At 70.5% G+C, this 15,594-nt stretch carries 19 protein-coding genes; 16 read left to right on the top strand and 3 right to left on the bottom strand.

The annotated features are described in order from the left end of the window. Nucleotides 1–8 precede the first annotated feature (8 nt). The gene (locus ACGGCP_RS16885) at nt 9–863 is read left to right on the top strand and encodes an SDR family NAD(P)-dependent oxidoreductase (protein WP_392967040.1); all 855 of its coding nucleotides are present in this window, start codon (nt 9–11) and stop codon (nt 861–863) included. A 10-nt stretch (nt 864–873) separates the two neighbouring features. Beyond that, a complete protein-coding gene (locus ACGGCP_RS16880) occupies nt 874–1,347 on the top strand; it encodes a MerR family transcriptional regulator (protein WP_392967038.1) in 474 nt (157 codons plus the stop codon). Nucleotides 1,348–1,394: 47 nt separating this feature from the next. On the opposite strand, the gene ACGGCP_RS16875 is transcribed toward ACGGCP_RS16880, so the two are convergent. Further along, the gene (locus ACGGCP_RS16875) at nt 1,395–2,375 is read right to left on the bottom strand and encodes a heme A synthase (protein WP_392967036.1); all 981 of its coding nucleotides are present in this window, start codon (nt 2,373–2,375) and stop codon (nt 1,395–1,397) included. Between the two features lie 167 nt (nt 2,376–2,542). On the opposite strand from ACGGCP_RS16875, the gene ACGGCP_RS16870 reads away from it, so the two are divergent. The 13 genes from ACGGCP_RS16870 (at nt 2,543) to ACGGCP_RS16810 (ending at nt 12,781) form a co-directional block, all read left to right on the top strand. Continuing rightward, nucleotides 2,543–3,274 carry a helix-turn-helix transcriptional regulator gene (locus ACGGCP_RS16870; protein ID WP_392967034.1) on the top strand — a complete coding sequence of 244 codons (732 nt, stop codon included), beginning with the start codon at nt 2,543–2,545 and terminating at the stop codon, nt 3,272–3,274. 27 nt (nt 3,275–3,301) lie between these two features. Beyond that, complete coding sequence (gene sufB / locus ACGGCP_RS16865) at nt 3,302–4,735, top strand: Fe-S cluster assembly protein SufB (RefSeq protein WP_392967032.1); 1,434 nt, start codon at nt 3,302–3,304, stop codon at nt 4,733–4,735. 34 nt (nt 4,736–4,769) lie between these two features. Next, nucleotides 4,770–5,975, top strand: a complete 1,206-nt coding sequence (gene sufD, locus ACGGCP_RS16860) for a Fe-S cluster assembly protein SufD (protein WP_392967030.1) — start codon at nt 4,770–4,772, stop codon at nt 5,973–5,975. Then, nucleotides 5,976–6,314, top strand: coding sequence for a non-heme iron oxygenase ferredoxin subunit (locus ACGGCP_RS16855; protein WP_392967028.1), 339 nt, complete (start codon nt 5,976–5,978; stop codon nt 6,312–6,314). It begins immediately after the preceding gene. Between the two features lie 14 nt (nt 6,315–6,328). After that, nucleotides 6,329–7,090, top strand: a complete 762-nt coding sequence (sufC, locus tag ACGGCP_RS16850) for a Fe-S cluster assembly ATPase SufC (protein ID WP_392967026.1) — start codon at nt 6,329–6,331, stop codon at nt 7,088–7,090. 21 nt (nt 7,091–7,111) lie between these two features. Continuing rightward, nucleotides 7,112–8,380, top strand: coding sequence for a cysteine desulfurase (locus tag ACGGCP_RS16845; protein WP_392967024.1), 1,269 nt, complete (start codon nt 7,112–7,114; stop codon nt 8,378–8,380). Continuing rightward, the gene (sufU, locus tag ACGGCP_RS16840; RefSeq protein WP_392967022.1) at nt 8,380–8,838 is read left to right on the top strand and encodes a Fe-S cluster assembly sulfur transfer protein SufU; all 459 of its coding nucleotides are present in this window, start codon (nt 8,380–8,382) and stop codon (nt 8,836–8,838) included. Before ACGGCP_RS16845 ends, sufU begins: the two co-directional genes overlap by 1 nt. Beyond that, complete coding sequence (locus ACGGCP_RS16835; protein ID WP_392967020.1) at nt 8,835–9,173, top strand: metal-sulfur cluster assembly factor; 339 nt, start codon at nt 8,835–8,837, stop codon at nt 9,171–9,173. The genes sufU and ACGGCP_RS16835 overlap by 4 nt, the downstream gene beginning before the upstream one ends. After that, on the top strand, nt 9,157–9,822 hold the full coding sequence (locus ACGGCP_RS16830; protein WP_392967018.1) for an acVLRF1 family peptidyl-tRNA hydrolase: 666 nt from the start codon (nt 9,157–9,159) through the stop codon (nt 9,820–9,822). Before ACGGCP_RS16835 ends, ACGGCP_RS16830 begins: the two co-directional genes overlap by 17 nt. 61 nt (nt 9,823–9,883) lie before the next feature. Continuing rightward, nucleotides 9,884–10,645, top strand: coding sequence for a CPBP family intramembrane glutamic endopeptidase (locus ACGGCP_RS16825; RefSeq protein ID WP_392967016.1), 762 nt, complete (start codon nt 9,884–9,886; stop codon nt 10,643–10,645). Between the two features lie 12 nt (nt 10,646–10,657). Beyond that, nucleotides 10,658–10,903, top strand: coding sequence for a type II toxin-antitoxin system Phd/YefM family antitoxin (locus ACGGCP_RS16820; protein WP_392967014.1), 246 nt, complete (start codon nt 10,658–10,660; stop codon nt 10,901–10,903). Beyond that, nucleotides 10,890–11,273, top strand: a complete 384-nt coding sequence (locus ACGGCP_RS16815; RefSeq protein WP_392967012.1) for a type II toxin-antitoxin system VapC family toxin — start codon at nt 10,890–10,892, stop codon at nt 11,271–11,273. Before ACGGCP_RS16820 ends, ACGGCP_RS16815 begins: the two co-directional genes overlap by 14 nt. Before the next feature lie 62 nt (nt 11,274–11,335). After that, nucleotides 11,336–12,781: a protein kinase gene (locus ACGGCP_RS16810; protein WP_392967010.1), complete on the top strand. Its 1,446-nt coding sequence runs from the start codon at nt 11,336–11,338 to the stop codon at nt 12,779–12,781. Nucleotides 12,782–12,791: 10 nt separating this feature from the next. Here the strand turns inward: ACGGCP_RS16810 and ACGGCP_RS16805 are convergent, their stop codons facing one another. Then, nucleotides 12,792–13,694 carry an AraC family transcriptional regulator gene (locus tag ACGGCP_RS16805; RefSeq protein WP_392967008.1) on the bottom strand — a complete coding sequence of 301 codons (903 nt, stop codon included), beginning with the start codon at nt 13,692–13,694 and terminating at the stop codon, nt 12,792–12,794. Nucleotides 13,695–13,819: 125 nt separating this feature from the next. Between ACGGCP_RS16805 and ACGGCP_RS16800 the strand changes: the two genes are divergently transcribed. Continuing rightward, nucleotides 13,820–14,908 (top strand): Gfo/Idh/MocA family protein, encoded by a 1,089-nt coding sequence (locus ACGGCP_RS16800; protein WP_392967006.1) that lies wholly within the window; start codon nt 13,820–13,822, stop codon nt 14,906–14,908. Nucleotides 14,909–14,957: 49 nt separating this feature from the next. Here ACGGCP_RS16800 and ACGGCP_RS16795 read toward each other — a convergent pair whose 3' ends face one another. Then, complete coding sequence (locus tag ACGGCP_RS16795; RefSeq protein ID WP_392967004.1) at nt 14,958–15,572, bottom strand: NADPH-dependent F420 reductase; 615 nt, start codon at nt 15,570–15,572, stop codon at nt 14,958–14,960. Nucleotides 15,573–15,594: the final 22 nt, after the last annotated feature.

Raw genomic sequence — 15,594 nt, 5'->3', positions numbered from 1 at the left:
TTCGGGTCATGACGAACCCGACCTGGATCATCACCGGCACCACCCGCGGCCTCGGCCGCTCCCTCGCCGCCGCGGCGCTCGCCGACGGGCACAACGTGGTCGCCGCCGTCCGCGACCCGGCCCGCACCGCCGACCTGGCCGCCGCCCACCCCGGCCGCTTCGCGGCCGTCGCCCACGACGTCACCGACACCGCCGCCGCCCCTGGCCTCGTCGAGGCCGCGCTGGATCGCTTCGGCCGCATCGACGTCCTCGTCAACAACGCGGGCCGCGCCGTCGTCGGCGCGGTCGAGGAGGTCGACGACGCCCGGCTCCGCGACCTCATGGCCCTCCACCTCTTCGGCCCCGCTGCGCTCGTCCGCGCCGCCCTCCCGGCCATGCGCGCCCAGGGCTCGGGCACCATCGTCCAGATGTCCAGCCAGGGCGGCCGGATCTCCTTCCCCGGCGTCGCCGCCTACTCCGCCTCGAAGTTCGCGCTCGAAGGCTGGTCGGAGTCGCTCGCCGGAGAGGTCGCCCCGTTCGGGATCCGCGTGATGATCGTCGAGCCAAGCCGCTTCCGGACCGGCTTCCACGGTTCGCTCGAGTTCGCCGAGGCCGCCGAAGCCTACGGCGACGGCCTCGCCGCCGTCCGCGCCGACATGGCCGGAGTGGACGGACGCCAGGAAGGCGACCCCGACAAGGCCGCCCGCATCATCGCCGACCTGGTGAACGGCGACGAGCTCCCGCTCCGGCTGCCGCTGGGCGCCGAGGCGGTCCTGCGCCTGAGCGCCGCCCACCGCAGCGGCCTCGCCGAGATCGAACGCCTCGCCGACCTCGCCCGCAGCGCCGACTTCGCGGGCGTGGCGCCCTCGGTCCGGCCCGTCTAGATTCGAACGCATGGCAACCGACGACCTGCTCGCGCGGGCACTCGAAGCGCTCGGCGACGACCCCGTCTCGGTCGAGGCGATCCACCGCGTCACCGAGACGGCGCTCACCGCCGACACGATGACCATCGCCGAGGTCGCCGACCTCCTCGATGTCACCGCCCACACCCTCCGCTACTACGAGCGGGCCGGGCTCGTCGCGGTCGCCCGCGACGGCCTCGGCCACCGTGTCTACGACGCCCAGGCGATCCGCCGCCTGGTCTTCCTCACCCGGATGCGCCTGTCCGGCATGCCGATGCGCGACCTCCAGCACTACGTCGCGCTCGCCGACCAGGGCGACGCCACGGTCCCCGAACGCCTCGACCTGCTCGTCGAGCACCGCGACACCATCCGCCGCCGCATTCGCGAACTCACCCTCTCGCTCGAGGCCACCGAGTTCAAGATCGCCACCTACGGCGGCGCCGCGGGCCCTGACGCCGTCCAGTGAGCGCGAAACGGCCCCGGGCTGAGCCCGGGGCCGCCGCACGTCACGTTTCAGTTCGCCGGGGCGGGCTCCTTCTCCACGATGCGGTCGCCTTCGCGGTCGCCGTGGATCTCGTAGTGGAGCGGGATCGCGTCGGCGTGCGGCTCGCGCTTGCGGAGGCTGAACGGGACCGCGACCGCCGCGACCCACAGGACGCCCGCGCCGAGCATGTGGAGGCCGACGAGGATCACCGGCAGGTCCAGGTAGTACTGCGTGTAGCCGATGACGCCCTGCAGGAGCTCGACCACGAGCAGCGTGTACACCGCGCGGATCGCGACACGGGGGGCCTTCACCGCGTGCAGCGCCGCGATCAGGGCCACGGTCATCCCGAGCAGGAGCCACACCAGGTCCGCGTGGAGCTGCGACATCAGCGCCGGGTCCAGGCCGTTGCGCGGCGTGTCCGCGTCGCCCGCGTGCGGGCCCGAGCCGGTCACGACCACGCCCAGGACGATCACCGCGAACGTCACCCCGACCAGGCCCCGGGCCAGGAGCCGCACGGCGCGGGGGACCAGCCCGACGACCTCGCCGTCAGGTTCGCCCGAGCGGATGTAGAGCGCCACCGAGAGCGCCACCAGCGGGATCGACGCCAGGAAGTGCGCGCCCACGACCCACGGGTTCAGGCCCGTCCACACCGTGATGCCGCCGAGCACCGCCTGCACCGGCACGTACAGGCACGCGCCGAACGCCAGCTTCACCAGCGACGACCGGCGCGGGATCCGCAGCCACGCCGCCACCAGCGCGCCGATCGCGATCGCCACGAGCACCCAGGTCAGCACCCGGTTCCCGAACTCGATCGCCCCGTAGATCCCCATCTCGGGGGTCGCCACGAGCGAATCGGCGGTGCACTTGGGCCACTCCGGGCAGCCTAGGCCCGACTCGGTCAGGCGCACGGCGCCGCCGGTCACGATGATGCCGACGTTCGCGATGACGCTCGCGAGCGCCCACCGGCGCACCGCGCCCGGTCTGCCAAACCACCGCTGCAACAGGTTCACAGCGAGGATTGTGCCCCCACCCGGTCAAATGTTCCCCCGCCGGGTCGCGCAATGTGGGCCAGCGCGTCCCCGCGGGACTGGTGAGGTTAGGCAAACCTGCGTGCCCCGTCTCACCGGCGGCCGTCTCGACGTGCCTTGGCGAATTAAGTAACATTTACCTTGTGGAAATGGTGACGAGGGCGACGAGCCACTCGACCGACGGGGACACCCGCCGCCGAGTGACCCGCCTGCTGCTCGAACGCGGCCAAGCCACGGCCGCCGACCTCGCGCAGGACCTCGGCATCACCGCCACCGCCACCCGCCGCCATCTGGACGCGATGGAAGCCGAAGGCCAGGTCGAGACCCGCGTGGTCAAGACCGCCGGACGTGGAAGGCCCGCCAAGAGCTACCAGCTCACGCCCGCCGCCCGCACCTCCTTCGGCCACACCTACGACGACCTCGCGATGGAGGCGCTGCGCTGGATCCGCCGCTTCGAGGGCGAGGACGCCGTCGGCGGCTTCGCCGCCGAGCAGGTCGCGCGACTGGAGGCCCGCTGCCGGGCCGCCATGGACGCGGTCGACTCGGACGACTCGATGGCCCGCGCCCAGGCGCTGGCCACCGCCATGTCGGGCGAGGGCTACGCCGCCACGGCGTCGGTCATCGCCTCGGGCGGGCAGATCTGCCAGCACCACTGCCCGGTGGCGGGCGTGGCCGCGGAGTTCCCGCAGCTGTGCGAGGCGGAGACGCGGGTGATCAGCCGCCTGCTGGGCGTCCACGTCCAGCGCCTGGCGACGATCGCCAACGGGGACGGGGTGTGCACCACCCATGTGCCCGGCACGAACCGGGGCCTCAGGGCCGCGGGCGCCGAAGGTGGAAGCGGCCCGGTGCCGCTGCCCCCACCCAGCCGCGCAGACCGATAACCCGACAGGTCAAAGGTGAGACTTGAGATGACCGACACGCAGAAGAGCGAACCGCTGTCGCAGGAAGAGGCGCTTGCCTCCCTGGAGCGGTACGAGTACGGCTGGGCCGACTCGGACGCCGCCGGTGCGAACGCGCGCCGCGGTCTGACCGAAGAGGTCGTCCGCGACATCTCCGCGCGCAAGAACGAACCCGAGTGGATGCTCGACCTGCGGTTGAAGGGTCTCAAACTCTTCGGCCGCAAGCCGATGCCGAACTGGGGCGCCGACCTGTCCGGGATCGACTTCGACAACATCAAGTACTACGTCGAGGCGTCCGAGAAGCAGGCGGAGTCCTGGGAGGACCTGCCCGAGGACATCAAGCGGACCTACGACAAGCTGGGCATCCCCGAGGCCGAGCGCCAGCAGCTCGTCTCCGGCGTCGCCGCCCAGTACGAGTCGACGGTGCTCTACCACTCCATCCGCGAGGACCTGGAGCAGCAGGGCGTCATCTTCATGGACACCGACACGGGCCTGAAGGAGCACCCGGAGATCTTCCAGGAGTACTTCGGCTCCGTGATCCCGGTGGGCGACAACAAGTTCGCGGCGCTCAACACGGCCACCTGGTCGGGCGGCTCGTTCATCTACGTGCCCAAGGGCGTCCACGTCGACATCCCGCTCCAGGCCTACTTCCGGATCAACACCGAGAACATGGGCCAGTTCGAGCGCACGCTCATCATCGCGGACGAGGGCTCGTTCGTGCACTACATCGAGGGCTGCACGGCCCCGGTGTACTCCTCGGACTCGCTGCACTCGGCGGTCGTGGAGATCATCGTGAAGAAGGACGCGCGCGTCCGGTACACGACGATCCAGAACTGGTCGTCGAACGTGTACAACCTGGTCACCAAGCGCGCGGTCGCCGAGCAGGGCGCGACCATGGAGTGGGTCGACGGCAACCTCGGCTCGAAGGTCACCATGAAGTACCCGGCCGTGGTCATGGTCGGCGAGCACGCCAAGGGCGAGGTCCTGTCGGTCGCGATGGCCGGCGAGGGCCAGCACCAGGACACGGGCGCGAAGATGACGCACGCGGCCCCGAACACCTCTTCGACGATCGTGTCGAAGTCGATCTCGCGCGGCGGCGGGCGCACCTCGTACCGCGGCCTCGTGCAGGTCAACGAGGGCTCGCACCACTCGAAGTCCACCGTGAAGTGCGACGCGCTGCTGGTCGACACGATCTCGCGCTCCGACACGTACCCGTACGTCGACATCCGCGAGGACGACGTCGACATGGGCCACGAGGCGACGGTCTCCAAGATCGGCGAGGACCAGATGTTCTACCTCATGAGCCGCGGCCTGACCGAGGACGAGGCGGCGGCGATGATCGTGCGCGGCTTCATCGAGCCCATCGCGAAGGAACTCCCGATGGAGTACGCCCTGGAGCTCAACCGACTGATCGAGCTCCAGATGGAAGGCGCGGTCGGCTAGCGCAGCCGGACACGGACAAGGAACCAGAGATTTCATGAGCATCGAATTGGCCACTGGCGCCAAGCCGCACACCCACGGCCTCGGCGAGGTGCCCCCGAAGACGAAGTCGCAGCTGCTGCGCTCGTTCGAGCCCGCCGACTTCCCGGCCCTCACCGGCCGCGAGGAGGACTGGCGGTACACGCCGATCAAGCGCCTCGCCGGCCTCGACAGCGCCGAGACCGCCCCGGCGGCGAAGGCCGCCGAGTACGCGATCCGCAGCCTGCCCGCGGGGGTCACCGCCGAAGCCGTCGGCAAGGACGACAAGCGCCTCGGCTCGATCCTGACCCCGTTCGACCGCCCCAGCGCGGTCGCGTGGGCCAAGACCGAGAAGGCCCTGCTCGTGGCGGTCGCGCCCGAGACCGCCGTGGCCGAGCCCGTGTGGCTCGACGTCACCGGCGGCGGCCTCGACGGCGCCACGTGGGCGCACACGTTCATCGAGGTCGGCCACCACGCCGACGTCACGCTGATCGTGCGCCACACCGGCCTGGCCCGCCTCGGCGACAACGTCGAGATCTCGGTCGGCGACGGCGCGCACCTGCGCCTGGTCGTCGTGGCCGAGTGGGACCGCGAGGCCACCCACGTCGAGCACCAGAAGGCCCGCCTGGGCCGGGACGCGAAGCTCGACCACATCGCCGTCACGCTCGGCGGCGACCTGGTCCGCCAGTACCTGTCGGTCGACTACGCGGGCCGCGGCGGCTCCGTGGACGCGTTCGGCCTGTACTTCGCCGACGCCGAGCAGCACCTGGAGCACCGCCAGCTCGTGGACCACTCCGTCCCCGACTGCCACTCGAACGTGAACTACCGCGGCGCCCTCCAGGGCGACACGGCCCGCACGGTGTGGGTCGGCGACGTCCTCATCCAGGACGCGGCCACCGGCACCGACACGTACGAGATCAACCGCAACCTCGTCCTCTCCGACGGCGCGCGCGCCATCTCGGTCCCCAACCTGGAGATCGAGACCGGCGAGATCGTCGGCGCCGGGCACGCCTCGGCGACCGGCCGCTTCGACGAGGAGCACCTGTTCTACCTCCAGTCGCGCGGCATCCCCGAGGCCGAGGCCCGCCGCCTGGTCGTCAAGGGCTTCTTCAACGAGATCATCCAGAAGATCCCGGACGAGGCGCTCCGCGAGGAGCTCACCGAGCTCGTCGTCGCCCGCCTCGACGCCGGGAAGTTCATCGCGCCCCAGGACATCGAGGCCTAGATGACCGACTCCGATTTCCTGCGCGTGTGCGCGCTCGACGAACTGCCGGAGGGCGAGGCCGTCGCGGCCGACATCCACGGCACGTCGATCGTGCTCGTACGCAGGGGCGACGAGGCGTTCGCCCTCTACGACGAGTGCTCCCACGCCGCCGTGGCGCTCTCCGAAGGCGACGTCGAGGACTGCCAGATCGAGTGCTGGCTGCACGGGTCGAGCTTCGACCTGCGCACCGGCAAACCGTCCGGACCGCCCGCCACGGAGCCGGTCCCGACCTACCCGATCGAGGTCCGCGACGGCGACGTCTACCTCAGCCTGAAGCCCAAGACCACTGAAAACGCCTGAAGGATACTGAAGTTATGAGCAAGCTCGAGATCCGCGACCTGCACGTCTCGGTCAACACCGACGAGGGCGCCAAGCCGATCCTGCACGGCGTCGACCTCACCATCAGCTCCGGCGAGACGCACGCCATCATGGGCCCGAACGGCTCCGGCAAGTCGACCCTGGCCTACTCGCTGGCCGGGCACCCGAAGTACGAGATCACCGGCGGCGAGGTCCTCCTCGACGGCGAGGACGTCCTCGCCATGAGCGTCGACGAGCGCGCCCGCGCGGGCCTCTTCCTCGCCATGCAGTACCCGGTCGAGGTCCCCGGCGTCTCGGTGTCGAACTTCCTGCGCACCGCCAAGACCGCCGTCGACGGCGAGGCCCCGAAGATCCGCACCTGGATGAAGGACCTCAAGGGCGCGATGGCCGAGCTGAAGATGGACGAGGCGTTCATCAACCGCAACGTCAACGAGGGATTCTCCGGCGGCGAGAAGAAGCGCCATGAGATTCTGCAGATGGAGCTGCTCAAGCCCAAGATGGCGATCCTCGACGAGACCGACTCCGGCCTCGACGTCGACGCCCTCCGCGTCGTCTCCGAGGGCATCAACCACGCCAAGGCCACCAGCAACTCCGGCGTCCTGCTCATCACGCACTACACGCGCATCCTGCGGTACGTGAAGCCCGACTTCGTCCACGTCTTCGTCGACGGCAAGATCGCCGAAGAGGGCGGCCCGGAACTCGCCGACAAGCTCGAAGCCGAAGGCTACGAGTCCTACGTCGGCACGAAGGCCGCCTAGCCAAACAGGAAGAAGGAGCCCGTGGAGCCTGCAAGCAAGCTCGACGTCGAGGCCATCCGGGCCGACTTCCCGATCCTGCAGCGCAGGATCGGGGGCAAGACCCTCGCCTACCTCGACTCGGCCGCGACCTCGCAGAAGCCCGTCCAGGTCGTGGAGGCCATGCGCCGCTTCACCGACCACTCGAACGCGAACATCTCGCGCTCGGTCCACACGCTCGGAGCCGAGGCCACCGAGGCCTACGAGGGCGCCCGCGCCAAGGTCGCCGCGTTCATCGGGGCCCCGAGCCCCGACGAGGTGGTGTTCACCAAGAACTCCACCGAGTCGATCAACCTGATGGCGTACGCCTTCCAGAACGCCGCCTTCGACCCGTCCGCCGACCCGCGCTTCAAGCTCGGGCCCGGCGACGAGGTCGTGGTGACCGAGATGGAGCACCACGCCAACCTCATCCCCTGGCAGCAGCTGTGTCAGCGGACCGGCGCGACGCTGAAGTGGATCGGCATCACCGACGCCGGCCGCCTCGACCTCGAATCGCTCGACGAGGTGATCACGGAACGCTGCAAGGTCGTCTCCTTCGTCCACGTCGCCAACCTGCTCGGCACGGTCAACCCGACCTCGCAGGTCGTGCGGCGCGCCCGCGAGGTGGGGGCCCTTGTCGGCCTCGACGCCTCCCAGTCCGTCCCGCACATTCCCGTGGACGTGACCGAGCTCGGCGTCGACTTCATCGCGTTCACCGGCCACAAGATGCTCGGCCCCACCGGCATCGGCGTCCTGTGGGCGAAAGCGGACCTGCTCGCGGCCATGCCCCCGTTCCTCACGGGCGGGTCGATGATCAAGACCGTCACCATGGAGCGCACCACGTTCGCCGACGCGCCCGCCAAGTTCGAGGCCGGGACGCCGCCGATCGCCGAGGCCGTGGGTCTCGCGGCCGCCGTCGACTACCTCGACAAGCTCGGCATGGCGAACGTCCGCGCCCACGAGAAGGAGTACGTCGCGTACATGCTCGACCGCCTCGAAACGGTCGACGGGCTCCAGGTCGTCGGGCCCCGCGTCCCCATCGGGCGCGGCGCCACCGTCTCCTTCACGCTGGCCGACGTGCATCCGCACGACGTCGGCCAGATCCTCGACGCCGAGGGCATCGCGGTCCGGGTCGGCCACCACTGCGCCAAACCCACCTGCGCGCGCTTCGGCGTCACCGCCACCACGCGCGCCTCGGGGTACGTCTACAACACCCACGAGGAAATAGACCGGCTCGTGGAGGCGTTGGGCCAGGTGCGAAAGGTGTTCGGCTGATGAATCTCGACGAGCTCTACCAGGAAGTCATCCTGGACCACTACAAGCGCCCGCGCGGCGCGGGCCTGCGCGAACCCTACGAGGGCGAGTCCCACCAGGTCAACCCGACCTGCGGCGACGAGATCACCCTCCGGGTCCACGTGGAGGGCGACACGATCGCCGACGTCTCCTACGACAACGTCGGCTGCTCGATCTCCAAGGCCTCCGCCTCCGTGATGTACGAGCTCATCAACGGCACCACGGTGGACGACGCGCTGGCGAAGCTGGCCGAGTTCACCGAGCTGATGAACTCCAAGGGCCAGGCCGAAGGCGACGAGGAGTCCCTCGAGGACGCCGTCGCGTTCGCGGGCGTCTCAAAGTACCCGATGCGCGTGAAGTGCGCGCTGCTGGGCTGGAAGGCGTTCCAGGACGCCCTGGTCCGCGCCGAAGCTGCGATCCCCGGAAGGACCGACGCATGACCGACACCGTGAAGGCGAAAGAGGACGACATCCTCGAAGCCATGAAAGACGTGGTCGACCCCGAGCTGGGCATCAACGTGGTCGACCTCGGCCTCATCTACGGCGTGCACGTGGACGAGCAGAACATCGTCACCCTCGACATGACCCTGACCTCGGCGGCCTGCCCGCTGACGGACGTCATCGAGGACCAGTCCCGCTCCGCCCTGTGCAGCGGCCCCGAGGGCGGCCTCGCCGCCGACCTCAAGATCAACTGGGTGTGGATCCCGCCGTGGGGCCCGGACAAGATCACCGACGACGGCCGCGACCAGCTCCGGGCACTTGGCTTCAACGTCTAGGCTCCGCCCCGCCTCCGGCGGCGGCAGGATCGTCGAGATCGAACCCGACCGCCTCCCGCGCTGGGTCGCCAACTTCTCGGCGCGCAACGGCGGCATCGCACGCCACCACGCCGAAGGCGACGCCTGGACGATCGAATCGAACGAGGGAACGTCGGCCAGTGTCGTATGGACACTGGCCGACGGCCTGCCCGCGGGCTGGCTCCTCGACGACGATCCCGTCAAGGCCGCCGAGCACCTGCGCGACTACGCGCTCGAACCCCGCCGCATCGCCGTGCTCCTCGCCCGCAAAGGCGCCTACTCGGTCGGGATCCTCGCCGACGGCCGCATCACGGCCTCCAAGACCGACACCGCCTACGTCCAGGGCACCACCAAAGCGGGCGGCCAGTCCCAGCAGCGCTTCGCCCGCCGCAGGGAAGGCCAGGCCAAGGCCGCCGAGAAGCGCGCCCGCGACGCCGTCTTCGCCGTCCTCGGCGACGCCGCGTTCGACGCCCTGGTCACCGCGGGCCCGGTCGACGGCATCCTCGAAGACCCCCGCCTCGCCCGCCTCAAGACGGCCGTGCACTTCGGCGACACCGCCGAACCCAGGCAGGCCCTCCTCACCGAGACCGCCTACCGCGCCATCGCCTTCCGCATCCGCCTCTCGGCCTAGTGCGCCCCTGGCGTCGCCGCCATACACTGATCCTTCCGGCCCCTCCATGAAGGTCACTGGCATGCGCAGCACCCCCGCCCGCGCCCTGACCCTCGCCGTCGCCGTGCAAGCGGTCCGCTTCGGACTCATCGTCGGATCGCTCGAACTCGCCCCCTACCTCGGCATCAATGGCTGGTACCAGGGGCTCTTCGCCAACGCCGTCTGCGCCGCCTTCGCGATCGGGATCGTCACGTGGCTGCGTCTGTGGCGCCGCTCCGGGATCGCCACCCTCTGGTGCTCCAAGCGCGCCGCGCTCCTGCTGCTGCCCTTCGCGTTCGAGGCGTTCGTCTGGCTCGCCTACCCCGGCGGCTTCGGCGACCTCGCACCCGGATACGGCCTCTGGGCCCTCACGCTCCTCCTCGTCGGCGTCAACGAAGAGCTCACCTCCCGCGTCGCCGTGCTCCAGACCCTCTGCAAGTCCTTCCGGCCGCTCCCGGCGGTCGCGCTGGCCGGGGCCATGTTCGGCCTCCAGCACCTGTCGCTGCTCGCCACCGGCAGCCCTTCGACCGAAGACGTGCTGACCATCCTGGTGCTGACCGCCATCTACGGCTTCGCCCTGGGCGCCTACCAGTACCGCTTCGCCTGGGTCCTGCCGCTGATCCTGCTCCACGCCGCCAGCGATTACACCCAGATCCTCACCGCCGCCCCCGTCCCGTTCGCCATGCACGTCGCCCTCTCCCTCGGCCTCCTCGCCTACGGCCTCCGGCTCATGCGAGGCCGACACGCCGCCCCGACGGACGACCCCCTCATCCCCAGGAACTTAGCTAAGTCTGGTCTAGTCTGATACCCTCGAGTCATGGCGTACGTAGTGAACATCCACGAGGCCAAGACCCAGTTGTCGCGGTTGATCGAGCGAGCTGCCCGAGGAGAGCACATCGTCATCGCGAAAGCCGGAAAGCCGGTGGTGGACCTCATCCCGCACCGCGAACGGCCGGTGACGCTCGGCCGACTCAAGGGGCGGATCGAATACGACGACGCCGCTTTCGACATCGACCCCGACATCCAGGCGATGTTCTATGGAGACGCCGATGCTCCTGCTTGACAGTCAGACCGCGCTATGGGCCATGGACGACAGCCCCCGCCTGGGCCACCGGGCCCGGCAGCGCATCGAGGCCGCGGCGGCGGTGCACGTCTCGGTCGCCACGATCTGGGAGCTGACCGTCAAGTCGATGCTCGGAAAACTGAAGATCCCGACGGACTTCGCAGCCCAAGTCGAAGCCTCCGGGTTCGAACTCCTCGAGATCTCCGGGGACCACGCCGAAGGCCTCCGCGACTTCCCGGAACTGTTGCGCCACGACCCGTTCGACAGGCTGATCCTCTCCCAGGCGCATCTCCACCGCCTCGCCTTGCTGACGTCCGACAGCGTCCTTCTCGGACTCGGCCGCGACTTCGTCATCGACTCGACCAAGTAGCCCGGCTCGACGGCGCTGGCTAAGCTGAAGCGCCCCTCAGACGCCGACTCGAAAGCCGCAGCGTGGACAACCCCCTTCTCGCAGACCGCTACCTCCTGCAGTCGAGCCTCGGCGCCGGCGGCATGGGCGAGGTCTGGCGCGCCCATGACGAACGCCTCGACCGCGACGTCGCCGTCAAACTGCTCTACCAGCGCGGCCACGAGGAGCCCGGCCTCGCCCGGGCCCGGTTCCTGCGCGAGGCCCAGGCGCTCGCGAAGCTCAAGAGCCCCGGCATCGTCGCCGTCCACGACCAGGGCGAGGCCGAGTACCGGGGCGAGACCGCCGCCTACATGGTGATGGAACTCGTCGACGGCGAGTCGCTGTCCTCCCTGCTCAGGACCGAGCAACGGCTCCCGGCCGAGCGGACCATGGCCGTGGTCGCGGACGTCGCCGACGCGCTCGCGGTCGCCCACCGCGCGGGCATCGTCCACCGGGACATCAAGCCCGCCAACATCGTCATCGCCTTGGACGGCACCGTCAAACTCGTCGACTTCGGCATCGCCCGCGTCGACGGCGCGACCACCCTCACCGAAAGCGGCGTCTCACTCGGCACCCTGCGCAACGCCTCGCCCGAGCAGGTCGGCTTCGAAGCGGTCGTCCCGGCCTCCGACATCTACTCGCTCGGCACCGTCGCCTACGAATGCCTGACCGGGCGCCCGGTCTTCGAGTTCCCGGACGCCAAGTCGATGATCGCCGCCCACATGACGGCCGAACCCGCGCCGCCCGGCGACGGCGTCCCGCCCGCCGTCGCCCAGGTCGTCCTCCGGGCGCTGGCGAAGGCCCCGGCGGACCGGTGGCCTTCGGCGGAGGCCTTCGCACAGGCCTGCCGCGAGACCGCTGCTCCCGACACCACCGCGGTCCTGCGGCCCGCCGTCCAGCCGCTGGTCGAGCGCGAAGCGCCTGCCCGCCAAGGCATGTGGTCCTGGCGTGTCGGCATGGTCACCGTGATCGTGGCGGCGCTGCTGCTCCTCACCGGACTGTTCGCCTGGTCCCCGCTGACGGACGGCTGGGATTCCCAGGCCGACGGCGACGCGACCACCGAGCCGGTCCCGACCGGTGCGGCCTCGAACTCGCCTTCGGCTGAGGGCTCGTCCGCGACGTCCGCCGACGAGACGACCACGGCCGCAGCGGAGCCCGCCGGATCCGACGATGGCGGCGACGCAGCCGAGGACGACGGCGCCGCGCAGGACGACGACCAGACCCAGGACTCAGCCGAGACCACGCCCCCGGCCGAGGAGCCCGCGACCTCGGGCACCATGCCGAACGTCCTCGGCATGTCCACTCAGGACGCGAAAGCGGAGCTCGCCGCCGCGGGGTTCGACAACGTCGCGGGCGAGATCACCGACTACTACGACACCAGCCACTGCGAAGTGCTCAACCAGGAACCAGCCGGGAACGCCGAAGCCGACTTCGGCACCCGCATCGTCCTCACCTACATGGTGCAGGGCGAGGACGACTGCGGCCTGTGACCGGGCCCGGCTACTGCCCCGCGTCGGGACCGCCGCGGCGGTAGCGGCCGGGCGCGGTGCCGTGCGCCTTCTTGAACGCCTTGGCGAAGGCGTACTCGGAGCTGTAGCCGACCTCCTTCGCGATCGCCGCGAGCGGCGCATCGCCTTCGCGGAGGCGGCGGGCCGCGGTGATCATCCGCCACCGGGTCACGTACGCGAGCGGCGGTTCGCCGACGCCCGCGGTGAAGCGGCGGGCGAAGGCCGCGCGCGACATGCCCGCGTGGGCCGCCAGCGACGCCACCGTCCACGGCCTGCCGGGCGCGTCGTGGACCGCGCCGAGCGTCGCGGCCAGGCCGGTGTCGCGAAGCGCTGCGGCCCAACCGGTGTCGTCCTCCTGCTCGGCGAGCCAGGCCCGCAGGATGTGGACGAGCAGCACGTCCAGCAGCGCCGGCGCGGCAGCGTCGGTGCCAGGTCCCCGCTCCTCGAGCTCGGCGGTCAAGAGATCCACAGTGGCGCGCAGTCGCGGGTGGCGGCCGAGGCGGGCCGGGACGTGGACGACCTCCGGGAGCGCGTCGAGCATCGGATGCGACCAGTCCCGCTCGAACTCGTACACCCCGCACAACAGCGTCGTGCGCGGTCCGGGACCCTCGACGAGCTCCGGTTCGCCGGGTCCGGCGATCTCGTTCAGCGGCGTGCCGGGGCTGTCGGCGAGGCCGTGGCCCTGGTTGCCGTAGAGCAGCACGACATCGCCGACCGAGAGGGGGACGGGCTCGGACCGCTGCGGGATGAGCCAGCACGACCCCTGCACGACCATGTGGAACCCGGCCCCGGGCACGCGCGGATACGAGCGGCCCCACGGCGCGTCCCTGATGGTCAGTCCGAACCCGGGGCGTCCGACGCGGGTCGCCGCGATCGTGTCGCTGAGGATGTCCATCCGGATATCCTATCGTCCGTCATACCGAGACGATGAGACATCTTCTCGCGGTCTTCGAGCATTGATGCGCTCAGCGATGGTCAGTAGGGTTCTCACTGAAGCACTTAGCGAACGGAGCAATCGACATGACCGGCAGCATCGGACTCGGCGTCATCGGGGCACACGCGCAGCGCGGCTGGGCCCGGGCGGTCCACCTCGCGGCACTGCGGGAATCGACCGATTTCGACATCGTCGCCGTGGCCTCCACCGACGCGGCCCAAGCCGCCGAGGCCGCCGAAGCGTGGGGCGCGAAGCGGTCCTACGGGGACGCCCACGAGCTGCTGGCCGACCCGGCCGTCGACGCGGTCCTCATCGCCGTGCAGCTCCCCAAGCGCGGCGACCTGGTCGAAGCGGCCCTCAACGCGGGCAAGCACGTCTACGTCGAATGGCCCCTCGCGAAGGACGCCGCCACCGCCGAGCGCTACCGCGACCTGGCCGCCGCGAAGGGCGTCCAGCACGCCGTCGGCCTCCAGACCCGCAACCACCCCGCGATCCGCCACCTGCGCGAACTCATCGAGGAAGGCGAGGTCGGCGACGTGCTCTCGGCCTCGCTCACGTACTCGATCGCCTCCGCCGAGGCCTGGTCCGAACGGTATGCGGACCTGTTCGACGAGACCAAGGGCGTCAACCACCTCGCCGTCGTCGGCGGCCACGCGATGGATCAGTTCACGCACGCGGTCGGCCGCTTCACCGAGCTCTCGGGCCGCCTCTCCACCCGCATCCCCGAGGTGCGGATCATCGAGACCGGTGCGGCGCTGGCGGTCACGTCGCCCGACCAGATCCTGGCGCACGGCACGCTGGAGTCGGGTGCGCCCGCGTCGGTCCACATCACGACGGGCGGTCCGGCTGGCGACGGCTACCGGATCGAGGTGCAGGGCCGCGCGGGCCGGCTGGTCCTGGTGTCGGAGGACGACTCGCTGGTCGCGCCCCGCTACCGGCTGACGAAGTCGACCGCGCAGGGGACCGAGGCCGTCCCGGTGCCGGGGCGGTTCTGGACCGGCGGTTCCGCCAACCCGTCGCCGTCGGCCAACGCGGGCGAGGTGTACCGGGCGTTCGCGGGCGCGATCCGCACGGGCGCGCCCGCCGCGCCGAACTTCGACACCGCAATCGCGGTGCTGCGCACGCAGGACGCGATCCGGCGCTCGGACGGGAGCGGCGCGCGCGAGCGGGTCTGAGGAACGTAGGAGGGCACCGCCGCGGCGGTGCCCTCTCATGCTGCGTCCCTTAGGGGGCGATGGTCAGGGCAGTGGACCAGTTGCCGTCGATCTCGCCTTGGACCTTCATGTGCAGCAACTGGAAGGTCTCGAGCGCGAGCGCGTGCTTGAGGCCGCCGACGTCGATGGGACGCAGGTCCGCGTCCTCGCAGAGGCCCGCGACGAGCTTGCGGGCCTCGATGTCGTCTCCGGCGATGAACACGTCGAGTCTGCCGGTGTTGGCGAGGCGGCCCGCGAAGGTGGTGTTGAAGGCCTTGACCACTCGCGCTCCGGGCGCGGCGGCGGCGATCTCGTCCGCGCCGGACCTGCCGGGCGGGGTGACGAGGCCGTCGAAGGTCTCGTAGTCGACGGGGTTGCTGATGTCGACGAGGATCTTCCCGGAGAGCTGCTCGGCCCACAGCCGGGCGACCTCCCTGCTGCCCTCGTAGGGGAGGGCCAGCACGATCACCTCGGCCCCGGCGGCGCTGTCGAGCGGCTCGCCGACGGCGCTGCCGCCCAGTTCGGCGGCGAGGTCGGCGGCCTTGTCGGGTTCGCGGTTGGCGATGCGCACCTGGTGGCCGCCGCGGACGAGCCGCAGGCCGATGCCGCGGGCCATGCCGCCCGCGCCGACGATGAGTACTTCCATGTCTCCTCCTCCTGAATGGACG

Origin of the sequence: Glycomyces sp. NPDC048151 (assembly GCF_043202775.1) — a bacterium.
Taxonomy (GTDB): Bacteria; Actinomycetota; Actinomycetes; order Mycobacteriales; family Micromonosporaceae; genus Glycomyces.
This window is presented reverse-complemented; position numbering and strand designations above follow the sequence as displayed.